This window comes from Polynucleobacter sp. MWH-Loch1C5, from assembly GCF_018881775.1.
In the GTDB taxonomy this organism is placed as follows: Bacteria; Pseudomonadota; Gammaproteobacteria; order Burkholderiales; family Burkholderiaceae; genus Polynucleobacter.
This window is the reverse complement of record NZ_JACVPR010000001.1, coordinates 1,356,343-1,377,512: the sequence shown is the minus strand read 5'-3', so window position 1 is coordinate 1,377,512 and position 21,170 is coordinate 1,356,343. Positions and strand designations below refer to the sequence as shown.

Below are 21,170 nucleotides of genomic sequence, written 5' to 3'. Positions count from 1 at the left end.
CCAATCCCCTAAACCTACTGAGGCCCGAGATGGGCCTTGATGGTCATAATTTACGCTTTTGTGCGATCTTATCCAAGATTGTATTGATTTCTTGACGACGCCCCTCATCTGCGAGAGTTCGGTTAGGACGATTCGGTGCCTGGAGAGCTTTTTTAAGGAATTTCTCGGCATTGGCAAAATCACCATTTCTAAAGCAAAAATCACCCATGAAATAGTTACTATCAATGCCATTAGGATTGATGGCAAGTGCCTTATTGAGTAATTCGGCAGCCTTTTTATCGTCACCAAAACCAATCGGCCAACCTGGGACTTGATAGTAGAGCGAACCTAAGCTGGTATAGGCAGAGCCGTCGAGCGCTTGGGGATTGATGGTCAATGCTTGCTCTAGATCTTTTTTGGCGTTTTTGACATGACCTAAAGCTCCAATACCGCCTTTAGCACCTGCATAACTGGCTTCAACGATTGCATGCCAAATCAGCACTTCTGCAGAGGCTTTGTTCTTAGCCAATATGGCATCCGCTTGTTTGACTAATTTATCAAAGGCTTGTTCTTGAGCTGTAGCTGGCATACTGTATTTGATTTTTTCCCATTCTTTTTGCATGAGTAAAACATCGTCCTCAACAGCCGCCATGACGGGTGTATGAATGAAAGAAGTGACGAGCAAAAGCCCGAGTAATCGATAGATCGATTTCATGATGCATCCTTTTTTCTAAAAAATTGACGAATAGTTTTGACTTGCCCTGCAATCGCCCCATCAGGGATTGCGGGCAATAGTTGATTGAGGATGGCAAAAAAGTTTTCAGCAAAACCCATGCGAGCTTCAAATGTGGTCTTCGGTAAAAATTGCATAAAGGCTTGAGCTACTGCAGCGGGGGTATCCACCGCAGTCTTTAATGCCTGGTTCATTGCGACCACTCTCTGATCATTAATGTCCGTTTGCGTGGCTCGTGGAGAAAAAATGCGCACCACAATGCCAGCCCCCGATAACTCTCGGCGCAAAGCTTGTGTAAAACCACGTAAACCAAATTTACTGGCGCAGTAAGCGGCAAAGCCAGGGAAACCAATATACGCAAAGGTTGAACCGATATTGATAATTTGCGCGCCTGATTCGCGTTTTAAAGAGGGTAATAAGGCCTGCGTCAATAAAAGCGGGGTCAATAGGTTGACATCGAGTAATTGCTTAATGATGGCTGGATCTTGATTTTCAAAAGCATCAAAATCACTCACACCCGCGTTATGAATAAGCAAATTTACACCGCCTAAGTCAGTGACTTTAGCTTGTAATTGCTGATGGGTCTCTTGAGACAGTAAATCACCACACACTATGGCGACTTGGCAAGATCCTGATAGCTCACCAGCGAGTTTCTCTAAGGCCTGCGCTTGGCGCCCCAATAAAATCATCGATTGTGCATGCGGTGCTAAGGCTTTTGCGAGAGCCTGACCAATTCCGCCAGTAGCACCCGTGAGCACCACACGATACTTAGACATGTGTGACTCCAGTAAATAATTGCTCGAGCGCCTGCTCGCGCGAGGGTAAATGTCTAAAGATGTCGCCATACAAATGGTAAAAACGTCGGGCGCAATGGACGATTACGACCTGATCCTCTGAATCAGTGACCTGATTCATTAAAGACTCAAAGAATTTGACATGGTCCAAGTCCAGGCTACCATGGGAGGTTAGGTAGCTGAAGGCTGTATCCGGAAGATTCAAACTAGTTTGAATCTTGGTAGCGGCTGCAGACGCTAGCGCGATACTCGTACCTTCAAGGACATGAACCATGCCAAAAAAACCAACGGGGTTACCACGATCAATTTGATGGTAGGCATAAGCCACCATTAATTCAGTCGTGATGTGAGGCTGTGAATGACGGACAACTTCCGGGTCTGCGCCACAAGCACGAATATCATTCAGAATCCACTCTTCGTGGCCGATTTCTTCTTCGATGTATTCTGCAATGGCGGTACGTAACCAATTGTGTCGATCATCTAGACGTGCGCCACAAGCCATTAAAAGCGGCACCGTATGTTTGACGTGATGAAAAGCCTGGCTTAAGAAAGCAATATATTGCTCAAGAACAATGTTGCCATCTAAGGCATCCTGAATAATCGGTGCACCAAGCACATACTGACGAGCACTATCAGTTTGCTCTTTGAGTTGCGTAAAAAATGTCATGAGTTCTCTCCAACCAGATTGAGCTGGCTTGTATTTAAATCCTGTGTATAGAGTGCTTGTATTTGAGTGGCATAGCTTTGCAAGATGGCGGCGCGCTTGGGACGGCCATTGGCGGTGGCCAAGCCGTTACTCAAAGTAAAAGGTTCACGGGCGATGCAGTACGCTCGAATTTGCGCATAGTCTGGCAACTGAGCGTTAACTTGCTCAAGAGCTTTTTCAATACTGTTTCCATCAATCCCTGGGTAAGGCAAGAGGATGGCTGATAAATAGGGTTGGCCATCACCCAACACCATCGCTTGGGCAAAACAATGACTACCCAAGAGTATGCTTTCAGGCCACTCAGGGGAAACATTACGACCAAAACTTGTAATTAAAACGTTTTTCTTGCGACCGGAGATATACCAATACCCATCAGCATCCTGGTGCCCTAAGTCACCTGTTGCAATCCACTCATGATCTTGCTCTGCCTGACCGAGATAACGTAAAGGGGCTGTCGCCTTGACTAATATTTCTCCATCTGTAGCAAGCGTGAGCTGATGGTGAGGTAAAGCCTGACCGATGCTACCGATCCGAGACGCTTGTGGCAGGTTCAATGTCACTACTGAACAACACTCCGATAAGCCATACCCTTCAAAGATCGGTAAGCCCATCTCTTGTGCGGCATGCAGTAATGCCTCAGGCACCTTGGCACCACCCACGGCCATAAAGCGCAGACTGGCAAGACGCGGATCATTCTTTTTCAGTACTGCCAAGAGCGCTTGCAGCATCTGCGGTAGCAGAATCACACTCTGTGCTTGGTATTTCTCAATCGCATTCAAACACAACTCAGGATTAAACTGGCTTGCCCCTAACAACCCCACCTCTTGCAGCGCTGGCACAACATTCGATGCTGTACTCAAGGCAGCTGTATAAGCACCCGCAATATTTTCTAAAAGGACTGATAGAGGTAAAAGGGTTAAATGTCTCTCTATTCCTAAAGTACGCAACTGTTGCTCTAAAGATTGCGCAACAGCCCATTGTTGCTCGGCTGATAAGCAAACCCCTTTGGGCTCAGCAGTGGTCCCTGAAGTAAAAGTGACTTTCTGAATACCAAGCAAATCAGGTTTTTGAATTTGATCTTTGAGAACCTGACTAGCTTCAAATAAATGATAGCTTTGACTCGGCGCGGTGATTGGAAAAACAAAACCTAAAGCTTTGGCATGCTGCGGATCTTGTACAAAAAGACTCGTCATACCACTTTGACGGATGGTATGAACCCACTGACTTGGCGTAAAAAAAGTAGGTAGAGGTATCAATGCAACCCCCGCCTCCTGGCAAGCCCAATCTATCATCAGCCACTCGGGGTGGTTATCTCCCAAGATACCCACTGGAGCATACGGTTCAAGTCGTGAGCGCAGGCTTGCTACTAAAGCGCTCACCGTTTGTAAGATGGCCTCTTTACCCCAGGTCTTATCGGCCTGGCGTAAAACAATGGCATCTGCGGAATACTTACTCAGCCAGTTCAGCATAACCGTGTGCAATATCACCAAACATGACTTCTGGCTCTGTATCGTAATAACTACCCCAAGCGCGACCACCATCGGCCAAACGTTTCGGATCGGCCAACCCTAAACTGACAGGCTTGAGTTTGAGGCGCTTAAATGAATTAAAAAGATGGCGCGTAGCCGTAAAGACAACCCATTGATAGCCACTGCGATGTAAATGGCGCGTCATCTGAATAATTAAGGCACGTCCAGCACCAGGATGTAGCGCGGCTAAATTGCCGACTTCAATAATCTGTGCACGTGCAACAGGCTGCTTTTGCAAACTGGCGATTTCTTGTTCGATCGGCACATCTAAATACTGCTCTAAAAAAGCACGACGATGCGCTAAGCCTGAATATCCCAAAGCTGCCACCCAATGTCCCTGAGCATCTTTGCAACCCAAAAGAGTTTCACTGAAGTGCTTCACATCCGCTTGGTATGTCTTGAAAAAATTATCAGCGATAAAAGCTTGTAGACTTAAACGCTCGGGATGATCCGGGCCGACTTCAATGATCTGAAAAGTATCGAGCTCTTGTAGCTCACTCTTCGTCGTCCAGACTTCTTTGTGACCCATCACAGCTAATCTTGCTTGCACGGCGTCTCCCATGTCTTTATCCATGTAAGCACAATAAAACCTGAAGATTAAGAGCCTCTTAAGACATGATTAAGGCAAGATTAAGGACTTAAATCATTGATTTTTATCAAAAACCCTAATCTGCAAAGACTTTCAATACGGCTTAGACTGCAGTCATGACAAATCAAACTTCAGGCCGCGTCCGACGCGCCCTCATTATTGGTGCCACAGGTGCGATTGGCCAAGCGATCGCCCAAGAATTAAAGCCGAGTCATGAGGTGGTGTGTTTGAGTCGTAGCAGTGAACCCGCACTGGATTTTACTGACCTCGACAGCATCGCACTAGCGAGCCAAGCTATAGAAGAACGCTATGGGGCGCATGCTTTTGATCTGATTATTGATTGCGCTGGCATTTTGCATACCCCAGAGTGGCTGCCAGAAAAACAACTGAAAGATCTGAATTGGCCTCAAATGCAAGAGACTTTTCTGGTCAATACTTTGGGACCGGCGCTCATCATGAAGTATTTCACTTCCCACTTGGCTAAGGAGCATGCAGTGATGGCGTTCTTATCAGCGAAGGTGGGCAGCATTAGTGATAATCGTTTAGGGGGCTGGTATAGCTATCGAGCGTCAAAAGCAGCGCTGAACATGCTCATCAAAACCGCAGCGATCGAACTCAAACGTACCCAAACCAATACCGCCATCGTGGCCATCCATCCCGGCACGGTCAAATCGCGTCTCTCACGTCCATTTCGGGGCGATGAAATCGGACGCGATCCCAAAATCGCTGCCACAGAAATTTTGCAGGTACTCTCTCGTGTGACTGCGATGCAGAGCGGGCAATTTTTAGCCTACGACGGCACTGAACTTCCCTGGTGAAAACATGAGTTGGTTTTGGCTAGTCCTTGCAGGTATTTGTGAAGTGGGTTGGCCCCTAGGATTGAAGTTGGCATCGAATCCTGCCTTCAAAATCTGGGGCCCAGTGCTTGCTCTCGTGAGTATGACCTTGAGCGGTATTTTTTTGTGGCTCTCTCTGAAGGGCATACCCATAGGTACAGCGTATGCAGTCTGGACCTCGATGGGGGCTGTAGGTACTTTTTTAGTGGGCGTTTATTTCTTTAATGATCCACAATCTCTGCTGCGCTGGTTAGGTGTTGCCCTGATTGTGGCGGGAGTCGTCGTACTCAAACTCTCATCATAGAAAATCTTTAGTAAGGTCTTCTGAGTTTGACATCACGCAAGACATATTGGTTGCACCAATGGGCTAGCGGATACCAACTCGGCACACCATAAGAAGACCACTCCGTGAGTACCGCTAAAGTTCTATCTTCTTGCCATAAGGTTTTTCTGAAGTCTTGTTGGTAAGCCTGCGAATGCACAAACGGATTATGTCCTGCAAAAGAATAAGTCAGTAACAGCCCAAACAAAGCCATAGATACTGCAAAGCGCTTATAGCTAGCTTGCACTCCCCATATCCAAGGACTGATGATGCTGGAAATCAATTGGGCCAAATTGAGTAAGGCAAAAAATAGGGAGATACCTAAAGTGAGAGGAGGCACGATTAAGTTGCGATAAGCATTATCTAAATGTTGCGCAGGGATATCCGAAGCCAAATACGCAGTCATCTGAATTTCAGGAACCCCCTGCCAAGCTGCCAATTGAGCGATTCGGTTAGGCACAAACAAAGCCATGGCTGGAAATAATGATTCCACAATTTTGCGATCCTCTTGGCCAATATCATCGGTAAATAAAGGTCTAGCCTGTAAGGTACTTAGCTCCCCTTGCGCCGCCTTTTGCGTCAACTGCCCCAAGACTAAAGCGACTTTTTTATCTTCTAAGCTGGCTTGGGCAACGAGGTGATCAGTCACCTCTTTCTGTAAATGCCACATGCTGGTAATACCTAGTGCAAAGCAAATGATGAGTGATAAGGTGGTGTTTTCAAAATAACGTTGCACCCAGCGATGCATGGTGAAACCAAAACCAATCCCCGATAAAACCCTGCCCCAAAACTCGAGCCCCTGAAGAGTATCTTCAGTCACCATAGGTCCCGTGATATCTAGCAGCTGATAGTTAAATGAGAATTCAAACGCTATGTAAAGCAGCGTAAATAAGAGAGGTCCGTAGTAACGCGAGGCGCGCAATAAAGCTGTCATGGTCTGATGTTCGTCAATCAGATGGCTATACTAAACGAATCAGATGACCACCTATGATTTTTGGTAGAAAACAAGTCGACATGAAAAAAGGTGGCGTAATCGCCACCTTTAAGCCTAAACGAATATCAGCGGTGCAATGTAAGCAAAAAAAATGCCTAATAAATAAATGGCAATCGATATGCCCAACATGACTTGCGATCGTTTTCTTTGTCGATTACAAGCCATGGCCAATTGAGGATCAGTCGGACAAGGTAAATATCGACTCCTATACTGCTGATAACTAGCCAACGTAAGCATCAAACCTGCAATACCAAAGACCCATAATTTATGCTCAGAGAACCAAATGAGCTGAGGAATATGACTAAGCAGTGTGGCTAAGGTCGCCCCCGCCCCTAAGGTCACTAGTAAGGCTGGTAGCGCACAACAAATTAATGTTGAGAAACTTGTGAATAAGCTCAAGGTCGAACTTAGTCGACCCGTGTTGGATTTCACAATCTCTGAATCAATGTTTGCCATGATGTTTACCATCTTTATGGTCATGCTGGTGAGTTTCATTACCGGGCTTATAGCGGTCTGCTTTGACCTGATTTTTAATATCAGCCATAGTGAACTTACCTCGCTCTACTGACTGTAATTGGTAGCCTGCATCGACAATAATTTTTTTCAACTCATCATCGCTCACAGCTTTACCATCTTTAGTTGTAATGGCAACGACTCGTTTTTCAAGATTAATATAAATTTCCGAAGTCGCCGGTAATGCTTTTAACTTCTTCTCAATAGAAGAAGCACAAAATGCACAGACCATGCCCTCCACTCTCATCTTGATAGATTCAGCAGCAGCCAAGGCTGTCAAGGAAAAACTACTTGCGAGCATTAAGACACAAGATTGAATCACTAACTTTTTCATGAATAACTCCTTTTAGAATAAAAACATCACATTCATAAATAGATCGCCGCGGCGCTCAGTATTGGCTTTAACACCAATATCTAACCACCAGCTTCTTTCGAAAAAACGCAACATCGGTGTTAATGCGGTTTGTCCAGTTTGCATAGAGTCACGCATCACTTGTACTCCAACCCAGGAAGCAACTTCCCCAAACTCCGCGGCATAGGGAGCCCACAAGGCTTGTGCGGTATAGACCGATTGTTCACGTTGATGAACTAGAAAACGTTGCGCTGAAACACGGGTATAGATGCGTAAAGTTTCATAGTCGAACCAAAGCCCACCCTGAGCACCATTTTTTGAGTCTGCGTTCATATAAGTACTGGTCACCGGGCCACCAAAAACATACCAATTAGCAATGCCTTGACTTCCATAGTGACGATCTAACAAATATGCAGCTTGCACACCGGTATATCGACTAATACGGTCATGGTGGCCCCTGAACTCAAAGTGATTAAGCGCCATACTTAAGTTTGGCTTGAGGCCATAACTTAATTCGGTGGTCGTCATCTCACCCGTGCGCATAGCCATGATCATGGTCATATCTTTAGGTATGAACAATCCTGCATAACTTGCCTGAAGCGGCAGTAATAAGGCTAAAGCTAAGCCTATCTTTTTCAGATATGCCTTTACAAAGGCAAGGCCCAGTACAACGGGAATAAAAATACCCATTCGATTTCCTTTCTTAATTAATAAAAACTATGAATTAAGAAAGTGCTTTGGGCGGGTGCTCGATGGGTTCTAAGAAAGTCTTCAAAGACCATTTCCGAAACTGATCTTCAAGACGTTGAGTGAAGTGATTCACAAGCGATACTCGTGAATCACTCATGTATAAACTTGCAAGGCAACACAAATGCTTACTCGCATCACACGCTTTATGATATTGATCTTGATGTACCTCTGTGACAGTCTCATGGCAATCCAGAGTTAGGTCATGGGTCACTATAGCCTGACTCGCTACATCAATACTTTCCTGCACTACATGCGTAATACTAGCTTGAGCACCCATCAAGGGCGCAAGCAAGATAGCGAGAGCAATATAGCAGCGCAATAAAGTCTTCATGGCACCTAGTTTATGCCAAAACTGTAATCAAAGTGTGACGTAATCGGTATAACCCTTGGCTGCGCCACCATAAAAAGTAGCCCGGTCATAAGGATGAAGAGCAGCATTGATTTCTAGGCGCTTGGGCAAATCTGGGTTAGAAATGAAAAATCTACCAAAAGCAATCGCATCGGCCTGACCGTGCTTGACAGCCTCAATCGCTGACCCCCGATCAAAGCCCCCTGCCAGGATGACGGCACCTTGATAAAGCTTTCTAAATAATTGACTGACATTCGGCGCAGCTTCGTTAAGATCATCATTACCACCCGCCGAACTCGCACGCGGTTCAATGAGATGTAAGTAGGCAAGCTGTAGAGAATTTAACTGATCGATTAAATAGCTAAATAAATCGACCGCTTGCGAATCTCTCATGTCATTGAAAGTACCATAGGGTGATAAGCGAATACCTACACGTCCGCTTCCCCACACAGGAATGATCTCTTGCAAAATCTCTAAGACTAAGCGACAACGATTTTCAATCGAACCACCGTACTGATCTTGACGTTGATTACTACCATCTTGCAAGAACTGATCTAAGAGATAACCGTTCGCTGCGTGTAGTTCTATCCCATCAAAACCGGCTGCTTTGGCATTCTTGGCTGCTGTCAGATAAGTTAGCTTAAGCGTAGCAATCTCATCCAAAGATAATGCCCGTGGCGTCTCGTAATCAGCCAAGGCCCAAGATGCTGTGTAGACCTGCCCTTGCGGCTTGATGGCCGACGGCGCAACCGGCAAACCCTGCTCAGGGTGCAATGATGAATGTGAAATACGGCCAACATGCCATAGCTGTAAAACAATCTTGCCACCTTCAGCATGCACAGCATCAGTCACCTTTTTCCAGGCGCTCACCTGTTCTGCAGTGTGAATACCGGGGGTAGCCGGATAACCTTTACCCAACTCACAGATTTGGGTAGCTTCAGCAATGATCAAGCCAGCACTCGCGCGCTGTGCGTAATAAGTAGGGGCTAAATCACTGGGCACTCCCGCATCATTAGCACGCATTCTGGTTAAAGGAGCCATCACTACACGATTACGAATAGGTATATCGCCAAGATGACCTGCAGTAAAGAGTTTTTCAGCCATTGTGTTTCCTTATTTTTTATTCGTTCTCAGGGCCTTACTTTACTCTGAAAGCCAAGGTTTTTCAGGCAAGCTGCGTTAGGCATGTCCTCAATGTTAGGATGGAGTCATTCAGAAAAACAAACACATGATGAGCGCCCTACAACTGACTGGATTATTTTTTATCACTGCTGTCGCAGAAATTGTGGGTTGCTATTTGTTCTGGCTAGTTGCAAAACAAAATCAAACACCTTGGCTTCTTCTTCCCGGCACCCTGGTTCTCGTTCTTTTTGCTTATTTATTAACTCTGCATCCAAGCGCCAGTGGGCGTGTTTACGCAGCTTATGGTGGCATGTATATCGTGGTCGCCATGCTGTGGCTGCGCTGGGTGGATGGTTTGCATTGGAGTAGATGGGATCTGCTAGGCGCTTCCTTGGCGCTAGCAGGCATGGCAGTGATTGCCTTGCAAAACCCGCGCTAAAGTTCCCAGTGCCGCGTGGATTTTTTTCTTAAGATTTAACACTCATCACTAGCATTAGGTCAAACCCTAATATTTATAAATTTCATTTAAATCAATTATTTATCTCGTTTTTTAGACATGGTTTCATGTTCTAAAAAATCGATCAATCTCATCGTTTTTATTCATTGGATATATCACTGTCTTAGGCACACACTTGACGTACACAGTGAAGGAGGTTCAGATGATGTATCTACAAGAACTGTTAAATAGTCCTGAGTTGACCAATTATTGGCAATCCTTGGCGATGAGTAAATAGTAAAACTAAAAAAGGAGATAGCGATGAGTACAGGTAAGTGTCCAGTAGCGCACGGTGCGCATACAACGACTGAAAAATCAGTCGTATCTTGGTGGCCTAATTCCCTGAATTTGGATATCTTGCATCAGCACGATACCAAGACAAATCCTCTGAAGGGTTTTAACTACCGCAAAGAAGTTAAAAAATTAGATGTGAAGGCTGTCAAATCCGACCTCGTCGCTTTGATGACCGATAGTCAACCTTGGTGGCCTGCTGACTGGGGTCATTACGGTGGTTTGATGATTCGTTTGGCATGGCACGCAGCAGGCACTTATCGTATCGCTGACGGTCGTGGTGGTGCGGGCACAGGTGCACAACGTTTTGCACCCCTGAACTCATGGCCTGATAACGGCAACCTCGATAAAGGCCGTCGCCTCTTGTGGCCGATTAAGAAAAAATACGGTAACAAACTCAGCTGGGCTGATTTGTTTATTTTGGCAGGTAACGTAGCCTATGAATCTATGGGTCTACCGATGTACGGCTTCTCATTCGGTCGTGAAGACATTTGGCACCCAGAAAAAGATATTTACTGGGGCGATGAAAAAGAATGGTTAGGCTCTGCTCGCTATAAGGGTGATGATCGTCAATCACTGGAAAATCCTCTAGCAGCTGTGCAGATGGGCTTGATCTACGTGAACCCCCAGGGTGTGAACGGCAATCCTGACCCAGCACGTACAGCGCACGATGTACGCCTCACATTTGCACGCATGGCGATGAATGACGAGGAAACAGTCGCCTTGACCGCGGGCGGCCACACAGTGGGTAAAGCCCACGGTAATGGCAGAGCAGAAAATCTCGGTCCAGAGCCTGAAGGCGCAGATATCCATGAACAAGGTTTTGGTTGGATGAATCATAAAACGCGTGGTATCGGTCGCGACACAGTGACTAGCGGTCTTGAAGGTGCATGGACGACCAACCCAACGAAGTGGGATAACGGTTATTTCCATCTCCTGTTGAACTACGAATGGGAACTCACTAAGAGCCCAGCCGGTGCTAATCAATGGCGTCCTATCAATGTGAAGCCAGAAGATATGCCTGTGGATGTAGAAGATCCATCGATTCGTACGATGCCGATGATGACTGACGCTGATATGGCCATGAAGGTCGACCCAGAGTATCGCAAGATTTCTGAGCGTTTCTATAAAGATCCAGCCTACTTCGCACAGACATTTGCTCGCGCTTGGTTCAAGTTGACACACCGCGATATGGGTCCTAAGACACGTTATATTGGTCCTGAGATTCCAAAAGAAGATTTGATCTGGCAAGATCCAATCCCTGCAGGCAAGAAGGACTACGACGTCGCCGCAGTGAAAGCTAAGATCGCAGCTGCTGGTTTATCGATCACTGAGCGTGTAGCCACTGCTTGGGATAGCGCCCGTACCTTCCGCGGTTCTGACTATCGTGGTGGTGCTAATGGTTCACGTATTCGTCTAGCCCCTCAGAAAGACTGGGAAGGCAATGAGCCAGCTCGTCTAGCTAAAGTCTTAGCTGTATACGAGAAGATCAGTGCTGAAACAGGTGCTAGCATCGCTGACGTGATTGTCTTGGCCGGTAGCATGGGTGTTGAGGAAGCCGCCAAGGCAGCAGGCGTGAACGTTCAAGTTCCATTTGCTCCAGGTCGTGGTGATGCTACTGCTGAAATGACAGATCGTGAGTCATTCGCAGTGCTCGAGCCATTGCATGACGGCTTCCGTAACTGGGTGAAAAAAGAGTATGCCGTTTCTCCAGAAGAGATGTTGCTCGACCGCACACAGTTGATGGGCTTAACCGCTGCTGAAATGACCGTTCTAGTCGGTGGCATGCGTGTTCTAGGTACTAACCATGGCGGTACCAAGCATGGCGTGTTCACAGACCGTGTTGGCGCTTTGACAAATGACTTCTTTGTCAATTTAACCAATATGAATTACAGCTGGAAACCCAATGGTTATAACCAGTACGACATCGTTGAACGCCAGACTGGTAAAACCAAGTGGACTGCAACGCGCGTTGATTTGGTATTTGGCTCTAACTCTATCTTAAGAGCCTATGCTGAACTCTATGCTCAAGACGACAACAAAGAGAAGTTTGTACAAGACTTTGTGGCCGCTTGGGTCAAAGTGATGAACGCAGATCGCTATGATTTAGAGCAGTAAACTTTCTTGCAGTTGAACGACAAGAGCCCGCTATGCGGGCTCTTTTTTTATCTTTAGATCTCGTCAAAGTAAGTGGATTAGACTAGAGCCTATGGAAAAGAAAGCACTTATCTTATTTGGTCATGGCGCACGTGATCCACGCTGGAAAGAACCCTTTTTAAAGATACAAGAAATCTTAAAAGAGACTGAGCCACAGCAAATAGTAGAACTCGCTTTTTTAGAACTCATGAGCCCTAATCTTCCAGAGTGTGTTGCGCAATTGACTCAGGCAGGGGTTGAGAATATTACTGTCATCCCCGTTTTTTTTGGCCAAGGGGGTCATATCCGTGAAGACCTACCGAAAATCATTTCAACTTGTCGACAGGCCAACCCACAGCTCCAATTAAGCGTAAAGCCGGCTGTCGGTGAGAGTCTCGAAGTTCTCCAGGCGATTGCCAAATACTGCACCCACGAGCAGTAAAGCTGGCGCATCCGTATCGAACCAAGCCTGCGCTTCGCCTCTAGCCATTTGTTCTAGAGTCAGCGCTAGACTGCGCTCACGAATAGTGCTGATTGCTTCAATAATGCGTACTGGAGTGTGCGCATCTTTGCCTTGAGTGAGTAAATCTTGAGCAATAGTGATGGCTTCCGAACGTCCCATATAGATGACAATCGTATCTGCATCAGGTAGCTTCGCTTTGACTTCGTCTTGAGCTTTGACTTGAGTACAGAATGCAACGCTGCGCGCCACCCCTCTTAAGGTCAATGATTGTCTAAGTGTTGCTGAGGCGGCTAAGGCTGCAGTAATGCCTGGAACAACCTCAACAGCAATCCCTGCGGCTTCTAGAGCACTAATCTCTTCATCAGCACGGCCAAACATCATAGGATCCCCTCCTTTGAGTCGGACAATGATTTGATGTTTTTTTGCTGCATCAATCAAACGCTTATTAATAAAGTGCTGCGCCGCTGAATGTTTACCACAACGCTTACCTACTGGAATATGTTCAGCTTGCGGGCAAAACTCTAACATTGCAGGATCTACGAGAGCATCATGCAAAACAATATCTGCGTGCTGTAGTAAACGCATTCCACGAACCGTGATCAAGTCTGGCGCACCAGGGCCAGCACCGACTAAATAGACTTTACCGAAAGGCGCTTGCATCAGGCAATCTCCACAATCATGCCTGCAGCCACAGTGTGATTGCTTGCCTCATCAATTAAGACAAAGGATCCTGTTGCTAATGAGTCTACAAAACGATCTGCCATGATTGGCTTTTGTAAAACCAACTCAACCTGGCCAATGCCATTCATTGTGAGTGTATGTTCACCCGTGTGTTGCGATAAGGTTTGCACATCAAAGACTTGAGTGACTGCTTTGACCTTAGCAAATACCGTTTGGGTCGTGTGACGCAACAAATACTTTCTGGATGTAGACAATGGCTCTGTATCCAACCAACAGAGATGAGCCTGAATCTGTTTAGTCAGTGACTTAAGATCACTCTCCACAATCATGTCACCTCTTGAAACATCAACGTCTTCAGCAAAACTTAAGGCAATCACATCACCTGCATCCGCTTGATCAACCCCCTCTGAGTGAGCGGCGCCATTGGAGATATGAATCTGAGCCACCGTTGCCTCTTGGCCACTAGGCAAAATAGTAATGCGTTGGCCTTTTTTAATTTGGCCACTTTCAACTCTGCCCAAATACCCGCGGAAATCATCTGTAGCGCTACCATCCTGACGTGCCACATACTGAACTGGCAAACGCAAAGACTGAATGCTTGCTCTTGCCTGTATTTCCAAAGACTCAAGCCAAGTCAATAATGATGGGCCCTGATACCAATCAAAGCGTTGTGAGGGCGTCACCACGTTATCGCCTAACAAAGCCGAGACGGGAAAAATTACAGGCTTTGGTAAGTCAAGGGTCTTGGCTAGGTCTTCGATAGCCAAGGAGATTTTGTGGAAGATCGCCTCATCAAAATCCAACAAATCCATCTTATTCACAGCCACGGCGATATGACGTAAGCCCAACAACTTCACGATAGTGGCATGCCGCTTCGTTTGTGCCAGTAGCGCAGCAGGCTCTGTATCAAGCTGCACACGCGTGGCATCAACTAATAGAATAGCCACATCCGCCTGGGAGGCACCTGTGACCATATTACGAGTGTATTGTTCATGACCCGGGGCATCCGCCACAATGAATTTTCGTTTAGCAGTCGCAAAATATCGGTAGGCCACATCGATGGTAATACCCTGTTCACGCTCAGCCTCTAGCCCATCAGTCAAAAGTGCCAAATCCACAGCAGCATCTGCAGCCGTCACACGTGCATGTTTGGTTTTAGAAATTGCCTGTAACTGGTCACTCAACACCGCTTTAGTGTCATAGAGCAAACGCCCAATAAGAGTACTTTTACCATCATCAACACTGCCGCATGTAATGAAACGAAGGACTCCGGCCTGATGAGAAAGTTGTGTGTGATTTGTCATCAGAAATATCCTTCCTTTTTACGACGCTCCATAGAGGCTTCACTTGTTTGATCATCCATTCGTGTAGCACCACGCTCAGTGATTTCAGCAATAGCAGTTTCAGCAATAATGGCCTCAGGTGTATCTGCATCACTCAGTACAGGGCAAGTACAACTGATATCCCCCACAGTCCGAAAGCGAACACTCAGTGTTTGACTCACGTCTTCCGGTCCTTTAGGTGTTAGGGGTGTTACTGGCACTAGTAAGCCTTGCTTTTGGACCACCTCACGCTCGTGCGCATAATAAATACTGGGTAAAGCCAATTCTTCTCGGGCAATGTATTGCCAGATATCAAGTTCTGTCCAGTTAGAGATCGGAAAGACTCGCATGTTCTCGCCTTTGGCGATTCTGGCGTTATAAAGATTCCATAACTCTGGGCGTTGCGCTTTTGGATCCCACTGACCAAACTCGTCTCGAAAAGAAAAAATTCGCTCTTTAGCTCTCGCCTTTTCTTCATCTCGACGAGCGCCCCCCATCAAGGCGTCAAACTCATGTTTTTCTATCGCTTCCAATAAAGTAGTAGCCTGTGCAGCGTTTCTAGAATCAGTTGCTTTGCGCAGTTTGACACTACCTCTAGCAATCGAATCTTCCACATACTCAACAATCAATTGCACACCGGTTTGCGCCACAATCTCATCACGAAAGGCAATCACTTCAGGGTAGTTATGCCCAGTATCAATATGTAAAAGTGGGAACGGTAATTGAATAGGTCGATTGCCAAAGCGAAATGCTTTACGCGCCAAATGAAACATCACGATCGAATCTTTACCACCCGAAAACAACATAGCAGGCCGACTCGCTTGTGCAATGACCTCACGAATAATGTAAATAGATTCAGCTTCTAGCCAATCTAAATGCTCATTTTGTATTTTTCTCTCTAGCTGACTCATATTTATTTTTATTTAATGTGTAAACCGCACTCTTTACTGTTTTGTAAAAGCCACCACCAACGCCCGGCTCTGATATCTTCTCCCTCTTTAACAGCCCGAGTACAGGGCTCACAACCAATACTAGGGTAGCCCTGATGATGTAAAGAATGAATGGGAATCGCTTGCCACTGGGTGTAGGCCCAGAGATCCTCATCGCTCCAATCAAAAATTGGATTGAACTTGGCGATAGCGCGAGCGTCATCCCACTCCTCAAAATGAAGTTCTTGGCGGGTGACCGCCTGACTACGTCTTTGCCCTGTGAGCCATGCCTGCGCTCCCGATAAGGCGAGCGCTAAAGGCTGTACTTTACGGATATTGCAACAAGCTTTTTTCTGTTCTTCACCGTCATAAAAACCATTGAGGCCATAGTCATTAACCAACTGAGTGACTGTCTCAGCTGAGGGTGAAACATGTTTGATTTTTAATTGGTAATGCGATTGGACACGATCGGCCATGGCCAGAGTCTCTGCATGCAATCGACCCGTATCTAGGGTAAATAGCTGAATACTTGTAGCTACCCTGGCAATCCCATCAGTCACTGCCATATCTTCAGCAGCCAAACTGGTTGCAAAACGTACATCTTTAAAGCGACTGACAATCTCAGTAAGGCGTTGATCGAGCTGATTCTTCAAGGCCTCCAAGCGTTCAAGAGAAACATGTGTCTGAGGTATTTTCCAGAGAATTGGGGCAGCCAATGTCATACGCTAGTTCCCAAATTAGTCAACTGTGAACGTTGTGCCCGCCAATCGTTTTGCAGACGATGTTCAAAGAGATCAAACTGACGCAAGGCAGTCTCTAATTGCTGATCTGCACGCAATACAAAACCATCAAAACCGACTTTAGCCAATTGCAATAGCTGATCAATTAGAACATCACCGATAGCTCGTAATTCGCCTTTCCAGCCAAAACGCTCACGCAGTAAGGCTGCCGTACTAAAGCCGCGACCATCACGGAAGATGGGGAAATCGATGGCCACCAATGGCCATAATTTCAAGCCTGCCAAGATGATTTCACGGTGCGCCAAGATATCAGCGTCACTTTCAAACCAAACGCCTAGATGTCCTGCTAATGCTTTTTCTTGATAGGCTAGATCACTCGCATGACTTAACCATAAACGAAATGGAATTAAGATTTTTCCCTCTAATCCAGGCTCAGTGGCATCAATCGCGAGAACCTGCCACTCATCATCGAGCACACTGACCGCCTGTCCTTTCGGGTAGCGTATTAATTTAGGCATAAGCGTCTTCTCCCGTATTTTTATGTTTTTCTTTTTTTTCTTTATTGGCATACACCCGAGTCTTGAATGGCTCAATCCCAATGCGTTGCACTGTGTCAATGAAAGCCTCATCTGCATGGCGTGATTCGGCGTAAACAGCAATCAAATCAGAAACCACATCGGGCATATCGCTTGCAAAAAATGAGGGGCCAATCACTTTACCGATCTTGGCATTGAGCCCTTGTTCACCACCCAATGTCACCTGGTACCACTCTTGACCGTCCTTATCGACCCCCAAGATACCAATATTGCCCACATGATGATGCCCACAAGAATTAATACAGCCAGAGATGTTCAGCGTGATATCACCAATATCAAATAAATAGTCCAAATCATCAAAGCGCTTTTGAATGTCATTGGCTATCGGAATCGACTTAGCATTGGCTAGTGAGCAAAAATCACCCCCTGGGCAAGCAATGATGTCAGTTAATAAGCCGATATTCGGCAAAGCTAAACCTAAAGCTTTGGCTTTTTGCCATAACTCATACAAGCGAGACTGCTCTACATCAGCCAATACTAAGTTTTGCTCGTGAGTAGAACGAATCAAACCCAGGCTATATTCATCAGCTAGATCGGCAATGGCGCGCATTTGACCCGAATCAATATCGCCTGGAGCGACTGTGCCGTGTGGCTTTAAAGATAAGAAGACACTTGCATAACCTGCCATTTGATGACTCTTCACATTTCTTTCTAGCCAGCGTGTGAAAGTCTTTCTTTCGTTCTCAGGAGCAGCAGCACGTAGCTCTTCCTCAGAAATAGCACTCAGTGTTTTATAGGTGGGCTTGACAAAATACTGTGCAACACGCTGCCACTCCCTTGCTGTAAAGGTCTCTGGACCTCCATCCCAATGGGTATATTCTTCTGCTACTTGCCTGGTGAATTCTTCTACACCTAAGGCTTTGAGCAGAATTTTGATACGTGCTTTATATAGGTTATCGCGCCGCCCATGCAAGTTGTAAACACGCAATACAGCCGAGATATAGTTAGGTAGCTCTTGCCATGGTAAATCTTTTTTGATCACAGTACCAATAATCGGTGTGCGCCCCATACCACCACCGACCAAAATATCAGCTAATAAATCGCCTGTCGCATTTTTATGTAAATAGATTCCCAAATCATGGGCCGCCACAATCGCGCGATCTTCTTTTGCTGCACTGACTGCAATCTTGAATTTTCTTGGTAAAAATGCAAACTCAGGATGCAGAGTTGACCACTGTCTGAGTAATTCACAAACGGGTCTTGGATCGACAATCTCATCAGCAGCAACACCTGCTAATGGATCACTGGTGATGTTACGTACACAGTTTCCTGAAGTTTGTATGGCATGCATTTGCACACTGGCCAAATCTGCCAAAATTTGGGGAGTATCTTCTAGCTTGAGCCAATTGAACTGAATATTCTGTCGTGTTGTGAAATGGCCATAGCCGCGATCATATTGATCCGCGATTTGGGCAAACATACGCATTTGCTGGCTATTAAACAAGCCATAGGGAATGGCAATACGCAACATATAGGCGTGGCGTTGTAAATACAAGCCATTTTGTAAACGCAAAGGTCTGAACTCATCTTCTGGCAAAGCGCCAGTTAGACGGCGCTCTACCTGATCCTTAAATTGTGCAACGCGCTCATTGACGAGTTGTTGATCGATCGCTTGATACTGATACATCGCTTAACTCTCCACAAAAGCACGCTCAAAGACGTAATCGCCTTGCTGACCTAAACCACTAGACACCTGAAAGCCTCGAGCATCTAACATCTGTGACAACTCTTTCAACATCGATGGGCTGCCACAGATCATGGCACGGTCTTGAGTGGGGTCTAAGGGTGGTAAACCAATATCTTCAAACATTTGGCCATTCTCAATGGCTTGCGTTAAGCGCCCCGTGTGCTTGAATGCTTCGCGAGTGACCGTGGGGTAATAGATCAGCTTGTCTCGCACCCACTCGCCAAGATATTCATCATGAGGCAGGGTGTTGCGAATGAAATCCTCATAGGCCAACTCACTCACCAAACGCACTCCGTGAACCAAGATCACTTTTTCAAAACGCTCATAGGTCTCAGGATCCCGAATAATGCTCATGAATGGCGCTAAACCAGTCCCTGTTGAAAATAAATACAAGTGTTTACCTGGTTTTAAATCATCGAGCACCAGTGTCCCTACTGATTTTTGACTCACCAGAATCTCATCTCCTTCTTGAATTTTTTGTAGGCGAGATGTGAGAGGTCCGTTCTCGACTTTGATACTTAAGAATTCAAGATGTTCTTCATAGTTAGCACTAGCTACACTGTAAGCGCGTGCCAAAGGTTTGCCTTCGACCTCTAAACCAATCATTAAAAAATGACCATTACGAAAACGTAAGCCAGTCTGACGTGTCGTTTTGAAACTAAAGAGCGTGTCATTCCAGTGATGCACGCTGAGAACTTTTTCTTTGGTGTAAGTTGCCATATTGAATCTTTACTAATCAAAAATTAAGCGATGGGGTGTCATACGAGAGTGCCCACATTGAGTCAATCGCTTGACTCCAATGGATATGGGGGATTGTTCTGTTAATTAAATATTCAATTTTTCCGATGACTGTCATGGCTCAATCTTGACTGCTCTTATAAATGAACCATGACTATATAGAGGGCTTTTTATTACGTAAAATAATATTTAATTGTTTTTATATAACTCAATATAATAAGATTATTATTAAATTTTAATCAATTAAATCAATACCTTAACTAAAAATACAGGGTATTTGACTGGCTTCGTTTTTGAGTAAAGAAACGCTGTACCCCATGCTTTGCAAATGCCCCATCAAAGCAGAAACTGGGCAACTCAAGTTTTGGATATCAAGAGCAAAAATCGATTCACCGACTGAGTCAATATCAAGCGGAGAAACCCTAAGCCACTGACAAGTCAGTCCCGGATTCAATGGCTCAAGGTTAGCTTGAATCAGACTTAAATCCGGGCGCTGCCTCGCCCTCAAACCCAATACAAGGGATTTAGACATTTACTTCTTAATCACAATTTGATCGTAAATGCCACCGTCGGCGAAATGTTCTTTTTGAACTTTCGCCCAACCACCTAGCTGGCTTTCAACTGTGAAGGTTTTAATTGCTGGAAAATCTTTTGCGTACTTCTTAGCAATACCGGGATGGCGAGGACGAAAATTATGCTTGGCAATAATTTCTTGGGCTGCCTCTGTATAGAGATAATCTAAATAAGCCTTGGCCTGTTTTTGAGTACCTTTTTTAGCAACTACTTTTTCAACAATCGCAACCGGCGCAGGGGCTTCAATCGTGAGAGATGGATAAACAACCTCAAACTGACCTTTACCTACTTCCTGCTCGATCAAAGAAGCCTCATTCTCGAAGGTCACCAACACATCGCCAATACCTCGTTGTGTAAATGTAGTAGTTGCACCTCTGCCACCACCATCTAAAACTGGCACATTAGAAAATAACTTTCTAACAAACTCTTTAGCCTGAGCTTCACTCTTAGTCTTTTGTAATGCGAAACCATAAGCTGCTAGATAGGTATAACGACCATTTCCAGAGGTTTTTGGATTGGGCACAATTACCTGTAACCCATCGCGCGTCAAATCTGACCAATCCTTAATCTTCTTGGGGTTTCCTTTTCTAACCAAAAATATGGTTACGGAAGAATAAGGGCTTGCATCATGCGGGAAAGCCTTACGCCAATCAGAGCGTACCAGACCGCCGCGCTCTACTAAAATATCTATGTCAGGCGCTTGATTCATCGTAATCACATCAGCCTCTAAGCCACCGATTACAGCGCCCGCCTGCTTACTGGAACCACCATGTGATTGATTAACAGTCACTAGCTCCCCAGTTTTAACCTTCCAATGTCCAATAAATGAGGAGTTAATATCTTTATATAACTCGCGAGATACATCATATGAAACATTCAAAAGAGTCGTCTGTGCAGATGCTGTAACCGACACGAATACCAATAGTGATAACCATACTTTTTTCATGATG

The 21,170-nt window shown here is 45.6% G+C and carries 25 protein-coding genes; 5 read left to right on the top strand and 20 right to left on the bottom strand.

What is annotated here, in order from left to right:
• Positions 1 to 43 precede the first annotated feature (43 nt).
• Genes ICE94_RS06985 through ICE94_RS06965 form a run of 5 tightly spaced genes read right to left on the bottom strand, consistent with a single transcriptional unit; the run spans position 44 to position 4,291 of the window.
• A complete protein-coding gene (locus ICE94_RS06985) occupies positions 44 to 694 on the bottom strand; it encodes a tetratricopeptide repeat protein (protein ID WP_216150220.1) in 651 nt (216 codons plus the stop codon).
• On the bottom strand, positions 691 to 1,488 hold the full coding sequence (locus ICE94_RS06980) for an SDR family oxidoreductase (protein ID WP_216150212.1): 798 nt from the start codon (positions 1,486 to 1,488) through the stop codon (positions 691 to 693). Before ICE94_RS06980 ends, ICE94_RS06985 begins: the two co-directional genes overlap by 4 nt.
• Entirely contained in the window at positions 1,481 to 2,173 is a 693-nt protein-coding gene (locus ICE94_RS06975) for a TenA family transcriptional regulator (RefSeq protein WP_216150204.1), read from the bottom strand. The genes ICE94_RS06980 and ICE94_RS06975 overlap by 8 nt, the downstream gene beginning before the upstream one ends.
• Positions 2,170 to 3,681: an AMP-binding protein gene (locus ICE94_RS06970; protein WP_216150202.1), complete on the bottom strand. Its 1,512-nt coding sequence runs from the start codon at positions 3,679 to 3,681 to the stop codon at positions 2,170 to 2,172. Before ICE94_RS06970 ends, ICE94_RS06975 begins: the two co-directional genes overlap by 4 nt.
• Complete coding sequence (locus tag ICE94_RS06965; protein WP_216150200.1) at positions 3,662 to 4,291, bottom strand: thermostable hemolysin; 630 nt, start codon at positions 4,289 to 4,291, stop codon at positions 3,662 to 3,664. The genes ICE94_RS06970 and ICE94_RS06965 overlap by 20 nt, the downstream gene beginning before the upstream one ends.
• Positions 4,292 to 4,446: 155 nt before the next feature.
• Between ICE94_RS06965 and ICE94_RS06960 the strand changes: the two genes are divergently transcribed.
• Positions 4,447 to 5,148, top strand: coding sequence for an SDR family NAD(P)-dependent oxidoreductase (locus ICE94_RS06960; RefSeq protein ID WP_216150198.1), 702 nt, complete (start codon positions 4,447 to 4,449; stop codon positions 5,146 to 5,148).
• A 4-nt stretch (positions 5,149 to 5,152) separates the two neighbouring features.
• Complete coding sequence (locus tag ICE94_RS06955; RefSeq protein WP_216150196.1) at positions 5,153 to 5,470, top strand: multidrug efflux SMR transporter; 318 nt, start codon at positions 5,153 to 5,155, stop codon at positions 5,468 to 5,470.
• Between the two features lie 7 nt (positions 5,471 to 5,477).
• Here the strand turns inward: ICE94_RS06955 and ICE94_RS06950 are convergent, their stop codons facing one another.
• The 6 genes from ICE94_RS06950 to ICE94_RS06925 form a co-directional block, all read right to left on the bottom strand.
• Positions 5,478 to 6,422 carry a hypothetical protein gene (locus ICE94_RS06950; protein WP_216150194.1) on the bottom strand — a complete coding sequence of 315 codons (945 nt, stop codon included), beginning with the start codon at positions 6,420 to 6,422 and terminating at the stop codon, positions 5,478 to 5,480.
• 114 nt (positions 6,423 to 6,536) lie between these two features.
• On the bottom strand, positions 6,537 to 6,938 hold the full coding sequence (locus ICE94_RS06945; protein WP_216150192.1) for a hypothetical protein: 402 nt from the start codon (positions 6,936 to 6,938) through the stop codon (positions 6,537 to 6,539).
• The gene (locus ICE94_RS06940; protein WP_216150190.1) at positions 6,925 to 7,329 is read right to left on the bottom strand and encodes a heavy-metal-associated domain-containing protein; all 405 of its coding nucleotides are present in this window, start codon (positions 7,327 to 7,329) and stop codon (positions 6,925 to 6,927) included. The genes ICE94_RS06945 and ICE94_RS06940 overlap by 14 nt, the downstream gene beginning before the upstream one ends.
• A gap of 12 nt (positions 7,330 to 7,341) precedes the next feature.
• Positions 7,342 to 8,037 carry a hypothetical protein gene (locus tag ICE94_RS06935; protein ID WP_216150188.1) on the bottom strand — a complete coding sequence of 232 codons (696 nt, stop codon included), beginning with the start codon at positions 8,035 to 8,037 and terminating at the stop codon, positions 7,342 to 7,344.
• 34 nt (positions 8,038 to 8,071) lie between these two features.
• Positions 8,072 to 8,428 carry a hypothetical protein gene (locus ICE94_RS06930; protein WP_216150187.1) on the bottom strand — a complete coding sequence of 119 codons (357 nt, stop codon included), beginning with the start codon at positions 8,426 to 8,428 and terminating at the stop codon, positions 8,072 to 8,074.
• Positions 8,429 to 8,455: 27 nt separating this feature from the next.
• Positions 8,456 to 9,550, bottom strand: a complete 1,095-nt coding sequence (locus ICE94_RS06925) for an alkene reductase (protein WP_216150185.1) — start codon at positions 9,548 to 9,550, stop codon at positions 8,456 to 8,458.
• A gap of 127 nt (positions 9,551 to 9,677) precedes the next feature.
• Between ICE94_RS06925 and ICE94_RS06920 the strand changes: the two genes are divergently transcribed.
• The 3 genes from ICE94_RS06920 (at position 9,678) to ICE94_RS06910 (ending at position 12,933) form a co-directional block, all read left to right on the top strand.
• Entirely contained in the window at positions 9,678 to 10,007 is a 330-nt protein-coding gene (locus tag ICE94_RS06920; RefSeq protein ID WP_216150183.1) for a YnfA family protein, read from the top strand.
• A 318-nt stretch (positions 10,008 to 10,325) separates the two neighbouring features.
• Entirely contained in the window at positions 10,326 to 12,473 is a 2,148-nt protein-coding gene (gene katG, locus ICE94_RS06915) for a catalase/peroxidase HPI (protein ID WP_216150181.1), read from the top strand.
• A gap of 91 nt (positions 12,474 to 12,564) precedes the next feature.
• Positions 12,565 to 12,933: a sirohydrochlorin chelatase gene (locus tag ICE94_RS06910; RefSeq protein ID WP_216150179.1), complete on the top strand. Its 369-nt coding sequence runs from the start codon at positions 12,565 to 12,567 to the stop codon at positions 12,931 to 12,933.
• Here the strand turns inward: ICE94_RS06910 and cobA are convergent.
• The 9 genes from cobA to ICE94_RS06865 all read right to left on the bottom strand — a co-directional run bounded on the left by cobA (position 12,856) and on the right by ICE94_RS06865 (position 21,166).
• Positions 12,856 to 13,614, bottom strand: a complete 759-nt coding sequence (gene cobA, locus ICE94_RS06905) for a uroporphyrinogen-III C-methyltransferase (RefSeq protein ID WP_216150177.1) — start codon at positions 13,612 to 13,614, stop codon at positions 12,856 to 12,858. The two genes, ICE94_RS06910 and cobA, sit on opposite strands and share 78 nt — an antisense overlap.
• A complete protein-coding gene (locus ICE94_RS06900; protein ID WP_216150175.1) occupies positions 13,614 to 14,939 on the bottom strand; it encodes a sulfate adenylyltransferase subunit 1 in 1,326 nt (441 codons plus the stop codon). Before ICE94_RS06900 ends, cobA begins: the two co-directional genes overlap by 1 nt.
• The gene (cysD, locus tag ICE94_RS06895; protein WP_216150173.1) at positions 14,939 to 15,868 is read right to left on the bottom strand and encodes a sulfate adenylyltransferase subunit CysD; all 930 of its coding nucleotides are present in this window, start codon (positions 15,866 to 15,868) and stop codon (positions 14,939 to 14,941) included. The genes ICE94_RS06900 and cysD overlap by 1 nt, the downstream gene beginning before the upstream one ends.
• Positions 15,869 to 15,876: 8 nt before the next feature.
• Positions 15,877 to 16,608 carry a phosphoadenylyl-sulfate reductase gene (locus tag ICE94_RS06890; protein WP_216150171.1) on the bottom strand — a complete coding sequence of 244 codons (732 nt, stop codon included), beginning with the start codon at positions 16,606 to 16,608 and terminating at the stop codon, positions 15,877 to 15,879.
• Entirely contained in the window at positions 16,605 to 17,144 is a 540-nt protein-coding gene (locus ICE94_RS06885; protein WP_216150169.1) for a DUF934 domain-containing protein, read from the bottom strand. The genes ICE94_RS06890 and ICE94_RS06885 overlap by 4 nt, the downstream gene beginning before the upstream one ends.
• Positions 17,137 to 18,849 carry a nitrite/sulfite reductase gene (locus tag ICE94_RS06880; RefSeq protein ID WP_216150167.1) on the bottom strand — a complete coding sequence of 571 codons (1,713 nt, stop codon included), beginning with the start codon at positions 18,847 to 18,849 and terminating at the stop codon, positions 17,137 to 17,139. Before ICE94_RS06880 ends, ICE94_RS06885 begins: the two co-directional genes overlap by 8 nt.
• A 3-nt stretch (positions 18,850 to 18,852) precedes the next feature.
• Complete coding sequence (locus ICE94_RS06875) at positions 18,853 to 19,629, bottom strand: ferredoxin--NADP reductase (RefSeq protein WP_216150165.1); 777 nt, start codon at positions 19,627 to 19,629, stop codon at positions 18,853 to 18,855.
• Positions 19,630 to 19,903: 274 nt separating this feature from the next.
• Entirely contained in the window at positions 19,904 to 20,179 is a 276-nt protein-coding gene (locus ICE94_RS06870) for a hypothetical protein (RefSeq protein WP_216150163.1), read from the bottom strand.
• Positions 20,180 to 21,166, bottom strand: a complete 987-nt coding sequence (locus ICE94_RS06865; protein WP_216150161.1) for a sulfate ABC transporter substrate-binding protein — start codon at positions 21,164 to 21,166, stop codon at positions 20,180 to 20,182. It lies immediately after the preceding gene.
• Between the last annotated feature and the right edge of the window lie 4 nt (positions 21,167 to 21,170).

What these genes read in the sequence shown, in the direction of transcription:
- ICE94_RS06985 (WP_216150220.1), bottom strand. Translation starts at nt 694, where the DNA reads ATGAAATCGATCTATCGATTACTCGGGCTTTTGCTCGTCACTTCTTTC.
- ICE94_RS06980 (WP_216150212.1), bottom strand. Translation starts at nt 1,488, where the DNA reads ATGTCTAAGTATCGTGTGGTGCTCACGGGTGCTACTGGCGGAATTGGT.
- ICE94_RS06975 (WP_216150204.1), bottom strand. Translation starts at nt 2,173, where the DNA reads ATGACATTTTTTACGCAACTCAAAGAGCAAACTGATAGTGCTCGTCAG.
- ICE94_RS06970 (WP_216150202.1), bottom strand. Translation starts at nt 3,681, where the DNA reads ATGCTGAACTGGCTGAGTAAGTATTCCGCAGATGCCATTGTTTTACGC.
- ICE94_RS06960 (WP_216150198.1), top strand. Translation starts at nt 4,447, where the DNA reads ATGACAAATCAAACTTCAGGCCGCGTCCGACGCGCCCTCATTATTGGT.
- ICE94_RS06955 (WP_216150196.1), top strand. Translation starts at nt 5,153, where the DNA reads ATGAGTTGGTTTTGGCTAGTCCTTGCAGGTATTTGTGAAGTGGGTTGG.
- ICE94_RS06950 (WP_216150194.1), bottom strand. Translation starts at nt 6,422, where the DNA reads ATGACAGCTTTATTGCGCGCCTCGCGTTACTACGGACCTCTCTTATTT.
- ICE94_RS06945 (WP_216150192.1), bottom strand. Translation starts at nt 6,938, where the DNA reads ATGGCAAACATTGATTCAGAGATTGTGAAATCCAACACGGGTCGACTA.
- ICE94_RS06940 (WP_216150190.1), bottom strand. Translation starts at nt 7,329, where the DNA reads ATGAAAAAGTTAGTGATTCAATCTTGTGTCTTAATGCTCGCAAGTAGT.
- ICE94_RS06935 (WP_216150188.1), bottom strand. Translation starts at nt 8,037, where the DNA reads ATGGGTATTTTTATTCCCGTTGTACTGGGCCTTGCCTTTGTAAAGGCA.
- ICE94_RS06930 (WP_216150187.1), bottom strand. Translation starts at nt 8,428, where the DNA reads ATGAAGACTTTATTGCGCTGCTATATTGCTCTCGCTATCTTGCTTGCG.
- ICE94_RS06925 (WP_216150185.1), bottom strand. Translation starts at nt 9,550, where the DNA reads ATGGCTGAAAAACTCTTTACTGCAGGTCATCTTGGCGATATACCTATT.
- ICE94_RS06920 (WP_216150183.1), top strand. Translation starts at nt 9,678, where the DNA reads ATGAGCGCCCTACAACTGACTGGATTATTTTTTATCACTGCTGTCGCA.
- katG (WP_216150181.1), top strand. Translation starts at nt 10,326, where the DNA reads ATGAGTACAGGTAAGTGTCCAGTAGCGCACGGTGCGCATACAACGACT.
- ICE94_RS06910 (WP_216150179.1), top strand. Translation starts at nt 12,565, where the DNA reads ATGGAAAAGAAAGCACTTATCTTATTTGGTCATGGCGCACGTGATCCA.
- cobA (WP_216150177.1), bottom strand. Translation starts at nt 13,614, where the DNA reads ATGCAAGCGCCTTTCGGTAAAGTCTATTTAGTCGGTGCTGGCCCTGGT.
- ICE94_RS06900 (WP_216150175.1), bottom strand. Translation starts at nt 14,939, where the DNA reads ATGACAAATCACACACAACTTTCTCATCAGGCCGGAGTCCTTCGTTTC.
- cysD (WP_216150173.1), bottom strand. Translation starts at nt 15,868, where the DNA reads ATGAGTCAGCTAGAGAGAAAAATACAAAATGAGCATTTAGATTGGCTA.
- ICE94_RS06890 (WP_216150171.1), bottom strand. Translation starts at nt 16,608, where the DNA reads ATGACATTGGCTGCCCCAATTCTCTGGAAAATACCTCAGACACATGTT.
- ICE94_RS06885 (WP_216150169.1), bottom strand. Translation starts at nt 17,144, where the DNA reads ATGCCTAAATTAATACGCTACCCGAAAGGACAGGCGGTCAGTGTGCTC.
- ICE94_RS06880 (WP_216150167.1), bottom strand. Translation starts at nt 18,849, where the DNA reads ATGTATCAGTATCAAGCGATCGATCAACAACTCGTCAATGAGCGCGTT.
- ICE94_RS06875 (WP_216150165.1), bottom strand. Translation starts at nt 19,629, where the DNA reads ATGGCAACTTACACCAAAGAAAAAGTTCTCAGCGTGCATCACTGGAAT.
- ICE94_RS06870 (WP_216150163.1), bottom strand. Translation starts at nt 20,179, where the DNA reads ATGTCTAAATCCCTTGTATTGGGTTTGAGGGCGAGGCAGCGCCCGGAT.
- ICE94_RS06865 (WP_216150161.1), bottom strand. Translation starts at nt 21,166, where the DNA reads ATGAAAAAAGTATGGTTATCACTATTGGTATTCGTGTCGGTTACAGCA.